This window comes from Vogesella oryzagri (assembly GCF_040148885.1).
Classification (GTDB): domain Bacteria; phylum Pseudomonadota; class Gammaproteobacteria; order Burkholderiales; family Chromobacteriaceae; genus Vogesella; species Vogesella oryzagri.
On record NZ_JBEFLD010000002.1, the window covers coordinates 425633 to 441584 of the forward strand.

The window sequence follows — 15952 nt, forward strand, 5'->3', positions numbered from 1 at the left end:
GGCTTACAGTTCGCCCTTCAGCAGCGCCAGCAGCGCCTCGGTATCCAGCTTGGCGCTGGCGTCGCCGCCTTCCAGCAGGCTGTCGGCCAGATCGCGCTTCACACCGTGCAGCGCCACGATCTGCTCCTCGATGGTGTGCTCGGCCACCAGCCGGTAGATGGTCACCGGCCGCTGCTGCCCCATGCGGTAAGCGCGGTCGGAGGCCTGGTCTTCCACCGCCGGGTTCCACCACGGGTCGAGGTGGATCACGTAATCGGCGGCAGTAAGGTTGAGACCGGTGCCGCCGGCCTTCAGGCTGATCAGGAAGATGTCGCCCTCGCCACGCTGGAAGGCATCCACCCGCGCCTTGCGTTCGCGCGCCGGGGTGCTGCCATCCAGGTACTGGTAGGCGATGCCCTGTTCATCCAGCCACTGCCGCACCAGCTTGAGGTGATCGACGAACTGGCTGAACACCAGCGCCTTGTGGCCGTTTTCTACCAGCTCCTCGGCGATCTCGCTGAAGGCGGCCAACTTGCTGCCGGCAATGACACTGTCCGGCAGCACCAGCTGCGGGTGGCAGCAGAAGCGGCGCAGCTTGGTGATCTCCGCCAGCACCTGCATCTGCTTGCCGTCGGTGCCCTGCAGCTGGTCCAGCTTGTCCACCGCCTGCTGGCGCATGGCCTCGTACAGGTGCAGCTCTTCCGCCGACAGCGGCACTTTGCGGGTGATCTCGGTGCGCGGCGGCAGCTCGTGCAGCACCTGGCTCTTGGTACGGCGCAGGATGAAGGGCTGGATCAGCGCCTTCAGCGCCAGCCGCGCGTTCTTGTCGCCTCGCTCCACCGGGCCGGCAAAGCGCTGCTGGAAGCGCTCCTGGCTGCCCAACAGGCCGGGGTTGAGGAAGCGGAACAGATTCCACAGCTCGCCCAGGTGGTTTTCAATCGGGGTGCCGGAGGCCGCCAGGCGGAAGCCGGCGTTCAGCGCCATCACCGCCTGCGAGCGCTTGGTGCCGGCGTTCTTGATCGCCTGCGCCTCGTCCAGCACCACCGATTGCCACGGCACCGCGGCAAAGGCGTCGGCATCCAGCTGCAGCAGGCCGTAGCTCACCACCACCAGGTCGAACGGCCCCAGCTCCACCAGCGAGCGGAACTGGTGATACGGCCGCACGCGCAGGGTGGGGGCGAAGCGGGCGGCCTCCGACAGCCAGTTCAGCGCCACCGAGGTCGGCGCCACCACCAGCTGCGGGCCGCCGGGGGCGCGCGCCAGCAACAGCGCCAGCGTCTGCACCGTCTTGCCCAGGCCCATGTCGTCGGCGAGGCAGGCGCCGACGCCCCAGTGTGCCAGCCGCGCCATCCAGTTGTAGCCTTCCAGCTGGTAGTCGCGCAGCGTGGCCTGCAAGGTGGACGGCAGCTGCGGCTGGTAATCGCGCAGCGTGTCCAGCAGCGCCAGCTGCTGCTGCCAGGCGGCGTCGGCGTCGAATTCGCCCACCTCGCCGGACAATTCGGCCAGCACCGGTGCCGCCAACTGGGCGTAGTGCACGCCGTCGCGGCCAACGTGGTCGGCCAGCAGCGCCAGCTCCTCCAGCCGTTTTTTCATGCTGTCGGTCAGCGCCAGCCAGTCGTCGTCGCCCAGGGTGATGAAGCGGCCCTGCTGCTGCGCCGCCAGTTCCAGCAACTCTTTCAGCTGCAGCACGCGGCCGTCGTCCAGTTTCAGCTGGCCATTGAGCACGAACCACTCGCCGTGGCGCTTCACGCTCAGTTGCAGCTGCGGCAGGCCGCGGCGCGACTTGATGCGCAGCCGCTCGCCTTCCGGCCACACGCACTCCAGCACGCCGGCGTCCAGCTGCTGCAGTTCGGACAGCACTTCCAGCGCCTGCTGCGGCTCCGGCAGCTGCCATTCCTGGCCGTCGTTGTCAGCCGCGGCCAGCGCCGGGCAGGACGACAGCACATGTTGCAGCGCGGCGCGCTCGGCGGCCAGGTTGCGGCGGGTCTGCACCGTGCGGCCGTCCACCTCGCCGACGATGCTCTCCATGCCGCTGCCCGGCTTGCACCAGTTGGCCGCCGCCAGCGGCCGCACCAGCAGCTGCAGCCGCAGCCCCTGCGCCAGTGGCAGCAGGTGGGCATAGATGCGGCTATCGGCGGCGATGGTGTCGAGATTGGCGGCCAGCTCCGGCAGATCGGAATGAATCGGCACCAGCGGCGCCACGCTGGTCACCGCATCGATCAGCTGCGCCTTGGCCGCCAGCGGCACGGTGAGTTCGCGGCCGATGATGGCGGCGATCTGCCGCACCTCGCGGCCAACCTGGTACACCGCCAGCCGGGTGGGGGTATCCTTGTCCCACACCACCTCGCTGTCGGCGGCGATCTTGGACGGGTTGAGGCGCACGCGGATCTCGCGTGCATCCTCGGTCAACTGCAGCGTGACCTGGCCAGCCACCACGTCCACGCGCACGTCCGGCGCGTCGGCCCAGTACACCGCGCCGTGGCCGACCAGCGCCGGCAGCGATTTCTCGCCGTCCAGCTCGTAGGCGCTGCCGCCACCGTAGTAGCTGTCATGCGCCGACTTGATCTGGCGCAGGATGCGGCGGTCCGGCTCGGCCAGGTAATCGAATTCGTCGCTGCTTTCCAGCAGCCGGCGCAGCGCCACCGCGCGGCCGCGGCTCCATTGCCCGCGCGCGCCCAGTTTCTGTTCGCGCGGCTCCATCAGCACGCCATGCGGGGCCACGGTGATGAACCAGGCCAGACGGGTATCCTTGCTGTCCACGGTGAGTGGGGTCTCCTTGCCGGCGCCCAGCATCTTGAGCGCGTTGAGTGCGTGCTGCCAGGCTTCCTGGCGGCGATAGATGTCCACCAGCGGCGTCAGCTGGCGGCCGGCGTGCCAGTCCGGCTGCTCGCGCGCCACGCCGAACTGGCGCTGCAACAGCGCCGCCACTTCCTGCGCCGCCCAGGCATAGCCTTCGTCCTGCAACTGCTGGCCAAACGCAGTCAGCGCCACCTGCCATGCCGGCGTGCGCGCCTGTTTCACGTCCAGCCAGTAGGCGGCCAGCGCCAGCAACAGGCCGTCAAAACCGTTCAGTACCGAGGCATCCGGCAGCTGCACGCTGGCGGCCACCGCCGCACCTTCCTGCACCGTGAGCAGATGCTGCAGCACGTAGTAGCAGTGGCCATGGCGCTGGCGCACGCCGGCGGCAATTGCCTGCTTCAGCTCGGCCTGGCGCTTGTCGTCGCGGCTGCCGATCAGTGCCAGGCAGTAAAACGCGTTCAGCACCGCCGGCAGATCCAGCGTGCGCTTCTTGGTTTCGCGGCGGATGTCCGCCAGCCAGTCGGCCACCACTTCCAGCGCCTCGGCATAGCGGCCCTGCATCACCGGCAGGAAGAAGCGCCGCGCCACCGGCAGACCATCGCCCTCGGCGCCGGCCTGGGTCACCTGGTCGAAATCGGCGCGCCACAGCGCCTGCTGCAACAGCTGGCCGGTCAGGTCGTCCCAGTCGCGGTAGCCGTCTTCCAGCCGCGCCACCGCATAGCGGTAGCCGTCGGCAAAGTGGTCCAGCCGCCAGTTGGCATCCGGCAGGTAGTCCATCAGCAGCTGTACCTGGATGTCGTCGTCCAGGCGGTCGAACAGCGCGCGGCCGGCGGCGGTGTGGAACAGGCGCTTGAACGGCGGCTGCGGCTGCGCGCCGCTGCCGTTCTGCATCAGCTGCTGGTACAGCGCCAGCCACTCGGCGGTGGGCTCGGCGCGGCCCTGCAGAATCGCCAGCCACAGCCGCAGCTGCACCGCCGGTGCGCTGGGCGCGCCGCGCGGCAGCGGAATGTGGTCGCACAGCAGCTCGCCCCACGCTGCCAGCTCCGCCTGCTCGTCCATGAGCTGCAGCAGCACCGCGTTGCGCGCCTGCGGCGCCACCCGGTACGGCAGGCCGGTGGTGCGCACGATGGCGTCGCGATGCTCCAGATCGCCCAGCACCGCGCCCAGCGTGTCGTTGTTGAGCGCCTTGCCGTGCGCATCGCGGATCAGGTTCAGGCTCAGCAGCATCAGCAGGTTGGGCTTGTTTTCGCCGTTGGGCAGCAGCGCCAGCGCTCGCAGCACCGCCAGGTGATGGGCGGGCAGCTGGTCCAGGTAATGCAGGGAATCGGGCGTGGTCATGTAGGCACAGGCAATCAGGTTGGCCGCAGCAAGCTTCGCGCTGCAGTTTTAAAAAACGAACCTGAAAGTTTACGGCAAGGCGGCGCCGGCGGCCATCGGCGGCCAAAGAAAAACCCCCGGCCGGGTTGCCACGGCAGGGGGTTGCAGCCGGCGGCCAACGTTGGCCGCAACGCTCAGATGCGTGCCAGCGCGCGGCGGGCGGCGGCGATGGTCTGCTCGATCATGTCGTCGCTGTGGGCGATGGAGGTGAAGCCGGCTTCGTACGCCGACGGCGCCAGGTACACGCCTTCGTCCAGCATGGCGTGGAAGAAGGCCTTGAAGCGGGCGATGTCGCACTGGGTGGCTTCGGCGTAGCTGGTGGGCACCTTGTCGCTGAAGTAGAAGCCGAACATGCCGCCAACGCTGTCGGTGGTCATCGGCACCCCGGCCTCGCGCGCGGCGTCGGCCAGGCCGGCGGCCAGGCGCGCGCTACGGGCGCCGAGGGTGGCGTGGAAGCCCGGCTGCTGGATCAGCTTCAGGGTGGTAAGGCCGGCGGCCACCGCCAGCGGGTTACCGGACAGGGTGCCGGCCTGGTACACATTACCCAGCGGCGCGATCTTGGCCATGATGTCGGCGCGGCCGCCGAACACCGCCAGCGGCATGCCGCCGCCGACCACCTTGCCCAGCGTGGTCAGGTCCGGGGTGACGCCGTGCAGGCCCTGCGCGCAGTTCAGCGCCACGCGGAAGCCGGTCATCACCTCGTCGTAGATCAGCAGCGCGCCGTGCTGTTCGGTGAGTGCGCGCAGCTGCTGCACGAACTCGGCCGACGGCTTGATCAGGTTCATGTTGCCGGCGATCGGCTCCAGGATCACGCAGGCGATCTTGTCGCCCAGTTCCTTGAAGGTGTCGGCCAGCTGCTGCACGTCGTTGTACTGCAGCACCAGGGTGTGCTTGGTGCAGTCGGCCGGCACGCCGCCAGAGGACGGGTTGCCGAAGGTGAGCAGGCCGGAGCCGGCTTTCACCAGCAGGCTATCGGAATGGCCGTGGTAGCAGCCTTCGAACTTGACGATCAGGTCGCGGCCGGTAAAACCGCGCGCCAGGCGGATGGCGGACATGGTGGCCTCGGTGCCGGAGGACACCAGCCGCAGCTGCTGGATGGACGGCAGCAGCTTGCAGATTTCCTCGGCGATCTCGACTTCGCCTTCGGTCGGCGCACCGAACGACAGCCCGCCGACGGCGGCATCCTGCACCGCCTTGATCACCTCGGGGTGGGCGTGGCCGAGGATGGCCGGGCCCCAGCTGCCGACGTAGTCCAGGTACTGCTTGTCGTCGGCATCCCAGAAGTAGGCGCCTTCGGCGCGCTTGACGAAGCGCGGCGTGCCGCCGACCTGGCCAAAGGCGCGCACCGGCGAATTGACGCCGCCGGGGATCACTTGCTTGCCACGTTCAAACAGTTCGAGATTGCGGGACATTGCTTTTCCTTTCTGGCAGCCGCGGGCGGCTGCGCTTCACATGGGGTGCGGCACCGGCGGCAATGGCCACCGGGCGGATATTCCTGTCGGCAACGATAGCGCCTGGTTGCCGGCGCGGCGTTGACCTGTGTCCAGACGGGGCACCTTCTGCGGGCGCGTGCTGAAATCAAGACCGCGATTTTCCGGCAAATCGCCGCCGCGGGCTAGCGGGTAGCGGGAAAGCTGTGTTCTGCCTGCGGCCAACCTTGTGGCCACTTCACGGCACGGGCGGCAGCAGCGCCAGCAGGTCGGTCACCTCGGCCGCCGCCAGCGGCCGCACCACGCGGCCCAGCTCCACGCCGTGCTGCAACAGGATCAGTGTCGGCCACAGCTTGACGCGGAAGCTGCGCCCCAGCCGCCGGCCGGCGCCGTCTTCCACCTTGATGTGGGTCAGCGCCGGCTGGGCGGCCAGCGCCTGCGCGATGGCCGGCTGCGCGCCCTGACAGTGCGGGCACCAGTCGACGCCGAATTCCAGCAGCAGCGGCGCGGCGGCGGCATCCAGCGCGGCGCGCTCGGGGGCGCTGGCAGAGTAATGGGCAATGTAGGGCATGATGTCATCCATAAAGGCGCGGCGGCCGCCGTCCGGGTGCAGCCGGCGCGGCAAATACTGCCGCCGCCGGCGCAGAGTGTGTTCACGATCTCGCGAGCTAGAACGAGACAAGGCGTTTTTAACGCAGTATCGCTGACGCGTAGCAGATCGTGCACACGCACTCAGAACTCGTAGCTTACCGCCAGCTGCTGCTTGCCACTGAGCACCGGCATCAGCGCGCCGCGGCCAGTGACAGAGTATTGGAGGTAAAACGGCTGCGTCGGGTTCAAACCGCGAAACGCCTGCGTGCTGCCGCTGGCGTCCTGGCTGACATTCACACAGCGGTGGCCCTGACACAGCAGCACGGTTAGCCCAGGCGGGGACGGCGAGAAATGCCAGGCGTAGTACACCGAGGTGATGCGGCCATCCGCCGGCGGCGTGCCCTGCAGCGGAAAGGCGGCGCGGTACGGCATGTTGCGCACGGCAATGCCGGGGCCCACCGTGTCGCTGGCATAGGAACCGGCGCCGGCAGCGGCCAGCAAGGGCAGCGTCGCCAGCAACAGGGCGGCCAGCGTGCGAGGCCAGCTAGCGGTGCGGGGCATCCGGCGCTCCTTTCCCCGGCGTGGCCGGGCGGCAACAAGGCGATAAACCGGCTATGACAAGCAACGTTGATGCCCGTTCGCGCCGCCGCAAACAAGGTTGGCCGCATGCCTGCGCGGCGATGCGGCCAACCTTGTTACCGTGCAGCTGACCCGCGCTGGCGCTAAGCCTTGCGCGGCACTCGCCTTACCAGCGGGTGTACGGGTGTTTCGACAGGTAGGCGTTGGTGTAGCGGCCGTCGCTGGTCACTTCCTCGCCGAGCCACGCCGGCTGTTCGAACGGCGTGTCTTCCGACGGCAGCTCGATCTCGGCCAGCACCAGCCCGGCGTTGTCGCCGAAGAACTCGTCCACTTCCCACACGAAGCCGCCGAATGTGATGCGGTAGCGCAGCTTGTCCACCACCATCGGGCACATCGCGTCCATGATGGTCTGCGCCTCGGCCAGCGGGATGCTGTATTCGAACTCGTGGCGGCTGATGTCGCTGATCTGGCCCTTCAGCGTGAGCCAGGCCTGCTCGCCCACCACGCGCACGCGCACGGTGCGCTCCTTTTCCACCGACAAATAACCCTGCCGGTAGCGCACGCCGGGCGCCAGGCCGCGCCAGGCGTCACCGTTTACCTTGAAGCGGCGTTCAATTTCCACTGCCATGGGTTTCTTCTTTCTTCAGCAGGCGGGCCGGGGCTTTCAGGCGCCAGTCGGCCTCGCGGTAGGGATAAACATCTTGCGGCCAGCGTGCATCCAGCCGGTAGACGTACCAGGGTTTGCCGGCTTGCAGATGGCCGCCTTTCAGCGCATCGCGGTAATCGCTACGCGCCGCCAGCGCGCTGCAGTAGGCCTTGGTGCCAGGGTAGTGGCCATCGGCCGACGGTTGCAGCCCGGCCGGCAGCTTGCCCGGCGGCAGGCGGCCCGGCATGGCGGCAACGCTGGCCGCCGGGACATCGCCAAAATCGGTGCCGGACAGCACGAACACACCGGCGGTACAGTCGTCGCGCTGGCAGCCGGCCAGTACGGCCGTCAGCAGCAGGGGAAGAATGAGAATTTTCATCAGAACGGTTTGACCACCACCAGAATCACCACCGCCAGCAGCACCAGCACTGGCAGCTCGTTGAAGACGCGGAACCAGACATGGCTCCGGAGGTTGTGCCCGCTGCGGAAATCGGCCAGCAGTTTGCCGCAGTAGCCGTGATAGCCGATCAGGCCAGCTACCAGCGTGAGCTTGGCATGCAGCCAGCCGCCGCCGATGCCGTAGCCGAACATCAGCCACAACCCCAGCAGCACCGCCAGCACGCCCAGCGGCGTCATGAAGCGCAGCAGCTTGTGCGCCATCAGCAGCAGGCGGTCGTATTCCGCCCCCGGCTGGGCCATGGCCAGGTTGACGTAGATGCGCGGCAGGTAGAACAGGCCGGCAAACCACGCCACCACGAAGAAAATGTGAAACGCCTTGAGATACAGGTATGCCATGTCAGAGTCCGTACGCAGCGCGTACTTTTTTGGGGAGTGTCAGCAGCACCAGCCGCCACGAGGCGGCCAGCCCGGCCTGCAGCTGCGCCAGGTCCAGCGCGGCGGTGCTGGCCACGCTGATCCAGCGCGCCCGCGCCAGATACGGTGCCGGGCGCACACCGGGCAGGCCGGACAGGGCGAGGAAATCCTCGGCCGCCACCTTGTAGGCCAGCGCGTCGGCGACGAAGGTGGCGAACATCTTGCCCTCCACCTTCAGCACCTGCACGCCGCCCCACAGCACTTCCAGCTGCGCGCCGGGCAGCGCCAGCGCCTGCTGCTGCAACGCGGCCAGCTGGCTGGGAGTCAGTTTCACGTGAAACGGCTCAGCGTCGCTGCACGTGCTGCTGCGCGGCGGCGGTAGCGCATTAACACCGTCGTCGGAACACTCATTTACCACAGTGATACTCCGCGCCCCTCAGTTTTTGCCTTGTCTCGCACCAGCACGAGAACGTGAACACCCGCTTACTTCTTCGCTGCCGCCTGGTACAGCGGCATCACCTTGGGAATCAGCCGCTGCAGGGTAGCGATGCGTTCCTCGCCCGCCGGGTGGGTGGACAGGAAGGCCGGACCACCGCCGCCGCCGGCTTTCAGCATTTTCTGCCACAGCGTAATGGAGGCCTGCGGGTTGTAGCCGGCGCGCGCCATCAGCTCCAGGCCGATGGTGTCGGCCTCGCTTTCCATGCCGCGGCTGTGCGGCTTGGTCAGCGCCACGTCGGTGGCCAGCGCCGCCAGTTCCATCGAGCCCTGCGACAGCCCGGCCAGCTGGCCGACGATACTCAGCCCGGCCTGCTGCGCGTAGGCCTGGCTCATGCTTTCGCGGCTGTGCTCACGCAGCGCATGCGCCATTTCGTGGCCGATCACGGTGGCCAGCTCGTCGTCGCTCAGCGCCAGTTTTTCCACCAGCCCGCTATAGACCATGATCTTGCCACCCGCCATGCAGTAGGCGTTGAGCTCGGGCGAGGTGGCGACGTTGACTTCCCACTTCCAGTTGCGCGCATCGGCGCGGAACACCGGCGCCTGGCGGATCAGCCGCTCGGAAATGGCGCGCACGCGGCGGGTGATCACCGCATTGCTGTTCAGCGCGCCGGCGGTTTTGGCCTTTTGCAGCTCCTGCGTGTAGGCCTGTGCCGACATGGCGGTGACCTCCTGCTCGGACAGCAGGATGAACTGCTTGCGGTTGACGCCCACCTCACCGCCGGCGGTGGTGTTGACACAACCGGCCAGCGCGGCCGAGACCAGCAGCGCAGCACTACAACGTCGCAGAGTGGTGTTCATAGTCTATGCATCCATCAAGTGATGGCTCAGAATGCCATCATTTCAAAGTCGTCCTTGCGCGCACCGCAGTCCGGGCAAGTCCAGTTCATCGGCACGTCCGCCCACTTGGTACCGGGGGCAATGCCATCTTCCGGGCGCCCGGCGGCCTCGTCATAGATAAAGCCGCAAATCAGGCACATCCAGGTTTGCATGGTTTCTGCTCTCAAACGGTTAAAATGCACATTGTAAATGCTCCTGCACAAAGAGGATAAACCTTGAGCCAAGACATCGAGCTGCCGCCCATCGTACTGACGCTGGCCGGCTCCGACCCCACCGGCGGCGCCGGCATCCAGGCCGACATCCTGACCCTGGCCAGCATGGGCTGCCACCCGCTATCGGTGATTACCGCCGTCACGGTGCAGGACACCCGCGGCGTGCAGGACTTTCTGGTCATCGACGACGAGTGGGTGCTGGACCAGGCGCGTGCGGTGTTAGAGGACATGCCGGTGGCAGCGTTCAAAGTCGGCATGATCGGCAGCGTCGAAAACGTGGTGGCCATCGCCGAACTGGCCGCCGACTACCCGGACATCCCGCTGATCTACGACCCGGTGCTGGCCAGCGGCCGCGGCGACGAGCTGTCGCGCGACGAGCTGGTGCACGTGCTGCGCGACATGCTGCTGCCGCAGGTGACGGTGCTGACCCCCAACAGCATCGAGGCGCGCCGGCTGGCGGCCAACGACGAGGACGACGAGGACAGCATCACCCTGGCCGACTGCGCCAAGCGCCTGACGCTGCTGGGTTGCGACTACGTGTTCATCACCGGCACCCACGAAACCACCCGCGACGTGGAAAACCGCCTGTACGACCGCAGCGGCGAAGTACGGCTGGACACCTGGCCGCGGCTGAACGGCAGCTTCCACGGCTCCGGCTGCACGCTGGCCTCGGCCATCGCCGGGCTGATCGCGCGCGGCCTGGCGGTGCCGGAGGCGGTGAAGGAGGCGCAGGATTACACCTGGCAGGCGCTGCGCTACGGCTTCCGTCCCGGCATGGGGCAGTACATCCCGGACCGGCTATTCTGGGCCAACGACGACGCCAGCGACGACGACAACAAGGATCAAGATGCCCAACGTTAGTGGCTTATATGCCATCACCCCCGACACCGACAACAGCGAGCAGCTGATCGAGCAGGTCAGCGCCGCGCTGGATGGCGGCGCCCGCGTACTGCAGTACCGCAACAAGGGCAGCGACACCGTGCGCCGGCTGTGGCAGGCCAACATCCTGGCCAGCCTGGCGCGCAGCCGCCACGCACTGTTCATCGTCAACGACGACATCGAACTGGCGCAGGCAGTGAAAGCCGACGGCGTCCATGTTGGCCGCGACGATGCCGCCATTGCCGCCGCCCGTGCCGCGCTGGGGCCGGCGGCGCTGATCGGCGCCAGCTGCTACAACGACATCGCGCTGGCGCGCGCCGCGGTGGCCGCCGGCGCCAACTACGTGGCGTTCGGCGCGGTGTTTCCGTCCGCCACCAAGCCGCAGGCGGTGGCCGCGCCGCTGGCGCTGTTCGCGCAGAGCATCGATCTGGGCGTGCCGCGGGTGGCCATCGGCGGCATCACCACCGCCAACGCCGGCCAGGTGGTGGCCGCCGGCGCCGATGCCATCGCGGTGATTGGCGGGCTGTTCGACGGCGACGGCATCGCCGAGCGCGCAGCAACGTTGGCCGCACTGTTCGACTGAGCCTGCGGCCAACCTTGCCGCAGCGCAGATAACGCTGTACATCCCCCGACGCCCCTAGTAACGTATCAAATTGATACGTTACTAGGGGCGTCGCCATGCACAACCGCTTCGACCAATTCCGCCTCACCGCGCTGGGCCGCCAGCTGGAAACGCTGATCGACAGCCCGCAGCGCTACACCGAATACGCGGCGCTGTCGCGCGCCGAGATTCCCGCCGTGACCGCCATCGTGCACGAGCTGCAAAGCCGCTTTCCGGAACTGGCCGCCGACCAGACCGCGCGCCAGTTCTGCGGCGCCATGGTCGGCGATGTGATGCGCCGCCACGGCCACGAGCTGCTGCGCCCGCGCGGCCGCGTGCCCGGCGGCTATTTCAGCTACGGCGCGGTGTGGTCGCCGACGCCGCGGCAGCGCAGCTTCGGCGAACTGCTGCAGCAGCTGGCCGCCATGCCGGCGCTGGTGCAGCACAGGTTGGCCGCACTCCCGGCGGCACAACGCCGCCAGCGCCCAGCCGGCACCGCCTTCTGCGCGCTGGAGCACCTGTGCCACCTGCGCGATCTGGATACCGATGCCTTCCTGCCGCGCGTGCAGGCCATGCTGCAGCAAGCGCAGGCCACGCTGCACGGCGTCAACGGCAGCCAGTGGGCGCTGGAACGCGACTACCTAGCGCAGGACTGGCAGCAGGCTGCCGATGGCTTCGCCGCCGCGCGCCAGGCGCTGCTGACGGCACTGCAAGACTGCGACGCGGCGGCGCAGGCGCGCATCGCGGTATGGGAAGGGGTGCGCCGGCTGACGCTGGCGGAGCTGGTAGCCGACATGGTGGCGCACGACGCCACCCATTTGCAGGAGATCGACGAGCTGCTGGCGGCGCTGGCGGGCGAGGCGGTCTAAACGGCTAGCCAGCCTGCGGCCAACCTTGGCCGCCTCACAACAGCTCGCGCACCGGCAGCAGCGCCGGTCGCCCCAGGTGAAAGCCCTGGTACAGCTCCAACCCCAGTGCCTGCATCGCCTCGTGCTGGGCGGCGGTTTCCACGCCGCACACCACGCTGCGACAGCCGATCTGCCACGCCAGCTGCAGCTCGCGGCCAAAGCGGCCGCCATCGCCCTGCTGCTGGTCCAGCAGCATGCTGCGGTCGAACTTGATGATGTCCGGGCCCAGCGCGCGGGTGCGGCTGTGGCTGGAGGCGGTGGCGCCGAAATCGTCGATGGCCAGGCCGAAACCGGCCTGCGCGACGCGGCGCAGGCTGTCGGCCAGCTGCAGCGGGCTGTGCTCCAGCTCGTACTCCAGCACTTCCAGCACCAGCCCGGCCGGCACCAGCCCCAGCGCCGCCGCCAGCTGCTGCAACAGCGGCAGCAGGCCATCCACCTGCAGCGAGGCGGCCTGCACATTCAGCGCCAGGCAGCCGTCGCAGCGCGCCTGGGCAAAGTTGTGCAGATGCATCACCAGCGCCAGCACATCCAGCTGCCGCGCCGCGGCGTCGTCCAGCGTGGCGAACAGCAGGTCCGGGCGCAGCGCCCGGCCGGCGGCGTCCTGCACCCGCAGCAGCGCCTCGTGGCCGAACACGCCGCCGCTGCGGTAGTACACCGGCTGGAACACGCTGTGCAGGCAATGGCCGGCGAACTGTGCCTGGTAACGGCCGGCGTCATCGCGTTGCAGCGCCGGCAGCAGCGTTGTCAGGCTGGGCAAAGGGGTCATCGGGTCGCTACCGCGGGAAACAATGGTTGCAGCATAGCCCAGCGCCGCTGGCGAGCGAAATCCTGCCGCCGCCACCGCTGTTGCAGCTTGGTGTCCGGATTGCAACAGACGGCAATAAAATGCTTACCAACTGGCAGTGCTGGCGCTACATGCGCGTGCTTGAATCGCACGCATGCATTCTGCACAGCGAGCTTCTGCCATGGCCCCCCTGCGTCTGACCCTTCCCCTGCTGCTGTTGGCCGGCTGCACCACGCAGTCGGTGGTGCAACTGCCCACCAGCGCCTACCCGCAGCTGCGCCCGGTGCTGACCAGCCAGGCCGACGGCTCGATCTTCAACCCGTCCACCGCCAAGCTGTTCTTCGAAACCCAGCTGGCGCGGCAGATCGGCGACGCCATCACCATCACCATCGAGGAAGACCTCAGCAGCAGCACCTCGCAGGCGCTGAACGACAAGTCCAGCGGCAACAACAAGGTCAACGGCCCGGCGGCGCTGAATACCGTGCCCGGGGCGGTGAAGCAGCTGTTCAATGTGGATGTGGATTCGGACTACAGCCTGCAGGACAAGCTGGATCACTCGCGCAAGAACAACAGCAAGGTCAGCGGCAACATGATGGTGTCGGTGATCGATGTGCTGCCCAATGGCTACCTGGTGGTGGGTGGCGACAAGATGCTGCTGATCAATAACAAGCAGACCGTGCTGCGCCTGTCCGGGGTGGTCAACCCGGCCAACCTGCAGGCTGGCAACACCATCTCCTCCAAACAGGTCGTCAACGTGCGGCTGGATCAGGTCAACCAGGACATGCCGCTGGACGCCAGCGTGCTGGCCTGGGTGCAGTTCCTGTTCGGCGTGGCGCTGACGGTGTACTGAGCCGCGCGGCTCAGGGCGCTACCGCCGGCGAGCGCAAGGCGAACAGCAGCTGATCGACCAGAAACACCAGCTTGGCCTCGGTGCTGGCCCAGCGATCCATCACCCGTGGCTCGTACGCCACGCTGGCCAGCACATGGCCTTCCTTTTGCAACGCCATGGTGGCGTAGTTCAGATACGCATTGTCCTTCTCCCACACTCTGGTGGCGGCATAGGTAAAGGTCACGCAATCCGCCGGCACGCTGCCTGGCTGATAGACCTGGGTCGCCACCCCGCGGCGAGTCATGCCGTCCTGCACCACACGCACGAAATCCGGCACCGTCACTTTGTCGTTCCACTGGATGCAGATACGCGAATAGGGCGCTTGGCGGCGGTCGAAACGCTGGCGCTCCTTCTCCACGAATGCCTGCATTTCACTGGCAGTAGAAAAGGTAAACGTAAAGATATCCATGGTCGGATTGGGCAGCGATTGCACGGTGATGCAACCGGACAGCGCCAGCACGGCAAGGGCAACAACAGGAAAACGGGTCATGAGTGGGGTAAGCCGGTTAAGCGGCCGCGCGCGGGCGCGGCCATCGGCGACAAGCCTAGCCGCAGCAGTGTTGCCTGCGATTGCTCGTTTTGTAGAAAAACGCTTACAAACGGCACATATGGTGTCAGCACGGCGTCGTTACCCTACATTTTTTTGCGGCCAACCTTCGGTCACCACACGCACCCACACCATGCTGCAAGCCATCTACCCCCCGCCAACCAGCATCAGCGACCCGGGCACCATCCGCGTACTGGTGGTGGATGACGACGACGAAATCCGCGAGCTGATCTGCCAATACCTGGGCAACTACGCCATCCGCTCGGTGGGCGTGGCCAACGGCGAGGCGATGCAGCAGGCGCTGGGCGAACACAGCTTCGACGCCATCGTGCTCGATCTGATGCTGCCGGGCGAAAACGGCCTGTCGCTGTGCAAGCGGCTGCGCAGCCACTCCTGCGTGCCGATCCTGATGATCAGCGCCCATGGCGACCCCACCGAGCGCATCATCAGCCTGGAAGTGGGCGCCGACGATTTCCTCACCAAGCCGTTCGATATCCGCGAGCTGGTGGCGCGCATCCACTCGGTGCTGCGCCGCACCCGCCAGCAGCCGGCCAGCGGGCCGCAACCGGCGGCGGCACCGCAGCGGCTGGGCTTTGGCGACTGGCAGCTGCACCTGACGCTGCGCCAGCTGCAGGACCGCGACGGTACCGTGGTGCCGCTGTCCAATGCCGAATTCCGCCTGCTGTCGGCCATGCTGCAACGGCCGCGCACGGTGCTGGACCGCGACCAGCTGCTGGACATCACCCGCGGCAGCACGGTGGAGGTGTTCGACCGCAGCATCGACATCCTGATCTCGCGCCTGCGCGGCAAGCTGCGCGACGATCCGCGCAGCCCGCGGCTAATCCGCACCGTGCGTGGCGAGGGCTATATGCTGGACGCGCAGATTCGCCCGCTGTGAATCACGACGCATCCAACAGAAAAAAGGCCATCCGCACGCGGATGGCCAAGCCCTTTGCCCTCACCACATCAACCGTTACTTGATGTTGCCCAGCTGCTTGTTCAGTGACAGCGCGTCGTAGAAGTCGCCCTGGTACACGATCTTGCTGTTCTTCACCCGGATCAGGCTCAGCCCTTCGAAGCTGATCGGCTTGCCGGTGGGTTTGCCCTCGTTGATGCTGGCGTCGATGTTCGGCCCGGTGTTGGTGCCGGTAAAGCGCCAGCGGAACACCACCTCGTTCTTGGTCACCACCGGCTGATCCAGCATCTGCCATTTCAGGTCCGGGAAGCTATTCATGAAGAAACGGATCACGTTGTCGCGCGCCACCATCACGCCGTATTGCGACTCGCCCACCGTCACGTCGTAGTACTCCACCTCCGGGTCCATCGCCATCGCCGCCTGGTTGGCGTCGTGCGCGTTCCAGCCCGCCATGTATTGCTGCACCACCTGCAGCGGTGTCGCCGCCCAGCTGGCGGTGGACAACAGCAGGCCGCCCACTACCGTAGCCAGGGCAACGCGTCGGGTGATTCCTGTGTACATGTGTGTCTCCCTATGTGAACGAGGTTGGCCGCAGCCTTGCGGCCAACTGTTTGACGCCGGCAAGCCGGCTGCCGCTTAGAGCGTATTCACGATCTCGCGAGCTAGA

Annotated in this window: 18 protein-coding genes; 5 read left to right on the forward strand and 13 right to left on the reverse strand. The window is 67.2% G+C overall.

Annotation, left to right across the window (positions count from 1 at the left end; all coding sequences use genetic code 11):
* Positions 1-3: 3 nt before the first annotated feature.
* From ABNW52_RS04765 to ABNW52_RS04810, 10 genes are all read right to left on the reverse strand, one after another.
* Positions 4-4116, reverse strand: a complete 4113-nt coding sequence (locus tag ABNW52_RS04765) for a DEAD/DEAH box helicase (protein ID WP_349584731.1) — start codon at positions 4114-4116, stop codon at positions 4-6.
* Between the two features lie 173 nt (positions 4117-4289).
* Positions 4290-5567, reverse strand: a complete 1278-nt coding sequence (gene hemL / locus ABNW52_RS04770) for a glutamate-1-semialdehyde 2,1-aminomutase (protein ID WP_349584733.1) — start codon at positions 5565-5567, stop codon at positions 4290-4292.
* A gap of 256 nt (positions 5568-5823) precedes the next feature.
* Positions 5824-6156 (reverse strand): thioredoxin family protein, encoded by a 333-nt coding sequence (locus ABNW52_RS04775; RefSeq protein WP_349584736.1) that lies wholly within the window; start codon positions 6154-6156, stop codon positions 5824-5826.
* A gap of 161 nt (positions 6157-6317) precedes the next feature.
* Positions 6318-6737 carry a flagellar protein FlhE gene (locus ABNW52_RS04780; protein WP_349584739.1) on the reverse strand — a complete coding sequence of 140 codons (420 nt, stop codon included), beginning with the start codon at positions 6735-6737 and terminating at the stop codon, positions 6318-6320.
* Positions 6738-6921: 184 nt separating this feature from the next.
* A complete protein-coding gene (locus ABNW52_RS04785; RefSeq protein WP_349584742.1) occupies positions 6922-7383 on the reverse strand; it encodes a CYTH domain-containing protein in 462 nt (153 codons plus the stop codon).
* Complete coding sequence (locus ABNW52_RS04790) at positions 7367-7780, reverse strand: DVU_2496 family lipoprotein (protein ID WP_349584745.1); 414 nt, start codon at positions 7778-7780, stop codon at positions 7367-7369. Before ABNW52_RS04790 ends, ABNW52_RS04785 begins: the two co-directional genes overlap by 17 nt.
* On the reverse strand, positions 7780-8196 hold the full coding sequence (locus ABNW52_RS04795) for a CopD family protein (RefSeq protein WP_349584748.1): 417 nt from the start codon (positions 8194-8196) through the stop codon (positions 7780-7782). Before ABNW52_RS04795 ends, ABNW52_RS04790 begins: the two co-directional genes overlap by 1 nt.
* A 1-nt stretch (position 8197) precedes the next feature.
* A complete protein-coding gene (locus ABNW52_RS04800; RefSeq protein WP_349584750.1) occupies positions 8198-8548 on the reverse strand; it encodes an MmcQ/YjbR family DNA-binding protein in 351 nt (116 codons plus the stop codon).
* 149 nt (positions 8549-8697) lie between these two features.
* The gene (locus ABNW52_RS04805; protein WP_349584753.1) at positions 8698-9510 is read right to left on the reverse strand and encodes a M48 family metallopeptidase; all 813 of its coding nucleotides are present in this window, start codon (positions 9508-9510) and stop codon (positions 8698-8700) included.
* A gap of 26 nt (positions 9511-9536) precedes the next feature.
* A complete protein-coding gene (locus ABNW52_RS04810) occupies positions 9537-9701 on the reverse strand; it encodes a rubredoxin (RefSeq protein ID WP_349584755.1) in 165 nt (54 codons plus the stop codon).
* A 63-nt stretch (positions 9702-9764) separates the two neighbouring features.
* On the opposite strand from ABNW52_RS04810, the gene thiD reads away from it, so the two are divergent.
* The 3 genes from thiD to ABNW52_RS04825 all read left to right on the forward strand — a co-directional run bounded on the left by thiD (position 9765) and on the right by ABNW52_RS04825 (position 12110).
* Entirely contained in the window at positions 9765-10622 is an 858-nt protein-coding gene (gene thiD / locus ABNW52_RS04815; RefSeq protein ID WP_349584758.1) for a bifunctional hydroxymethylpyrimidine kinase/phosphomethylpyrimidine kinase, read from the forward strand.
* Complete coding sequence (gene thiE / locus ABNW52_RS04820; protein WP_349584761.1) at positions 10609-11223, forward strand: thiamine phosphate synthase; 615 nt, start codon at positions 10609-10611, stop codon at positions 11221-11223. The genes thiD and thiE overlap by 14 nt, the downstream gene beginning before the upstream one ends.
* Before the next feature lie 95 nt (positions 11224-11318).
* Positions 11319-12110, forward strand: coding sequence for a DinB family protein (locus tag ABNW52_RS04825; protein ID WP_349584764.1), 792 nt, complete (start codon positions 11319-11321; stop codon positions 12108-12110).
* Between the two features lie 34 nt (positions 12111-12144).
* Here ABNW52_RS04825 and ABNW52_RS04830 read toward each other — a convergent pair whose 3' ends face one another.
* A complete protein-coding gene (locus tag ABNW52_RS04830; RefSeq protein WP_349584767.1) occupies positions 12145-12915 on the reverse strand; it encodes an EAL domain-containing protein in 771 nt (256 codons plus the stop codon).
* A 199-nt stretch (positions 12916-13114) separates the two neighbouring features.
* Between ABNW52_RS04830 and ABNW52_RS04835 the strand changes: the two genes are divergently transcribed.
* Positions 13115-13783 carry a flagellar basal body L-ring protein FlgH gene (locus tag ABNW52_RS04835; protein ID WP_349584770.1) on the forward strand — a complete coding sequence of 223 codons (669 nt, stop codon included), beginning with the start codon at positions 13115-13117 and terminating at the stop codon, positions 13781-13783.
* A 10-nt stretch (positions 13784-13793) separates the two neighbouring features.
* Here the strand turns inward: ABNW52_RS04835 and ABNW52_RS04840 are convergent, their stop codons facing one another.
* Positions 13794-14312, reverse strand: a complete 519-nt coding sequence (locus tag ABNW52_RS04840; RefSeq protein WP_349584772.1) for a hypothetical protein — start codon at positions 14310-14312, stop codon at positions 13794-13796.
* A gap of 190 nt (positions 14313-14502) precedes the next feature.
* Between ABNW52_RS04840 and ABNW52_RS04845 the strand changes: the two genes are divergently transcribed.
* On the forward strand, positions 14503-15267 hold the full coding sequence (locus ABNW52_RS04845; protein WP_349584775.1) for a response regulator: 765 nt from the start codon (positions 14503-14505) through the stop codon (positions 15265-15267).
* A gap of 75 nt (positions 15268-15342) precedes the next feature.
* Here the strand turns inward: ABNW52_RS04845 and ABNW52_RS04850 are convergent, their stop codons facing one another.
* Positions 15343-15846 (reverse strand): ester cyclase, encoded by a 504-nt coding sequence (locus tag ABNW52_RS04850; RefSeq protein WP_349584778.1) that lies wholly within the window; start codon positions 15844-15846, stop codon positions 15343-15345.
* Positions 15847-15952 lie beyond the last annotated feature (106 nt).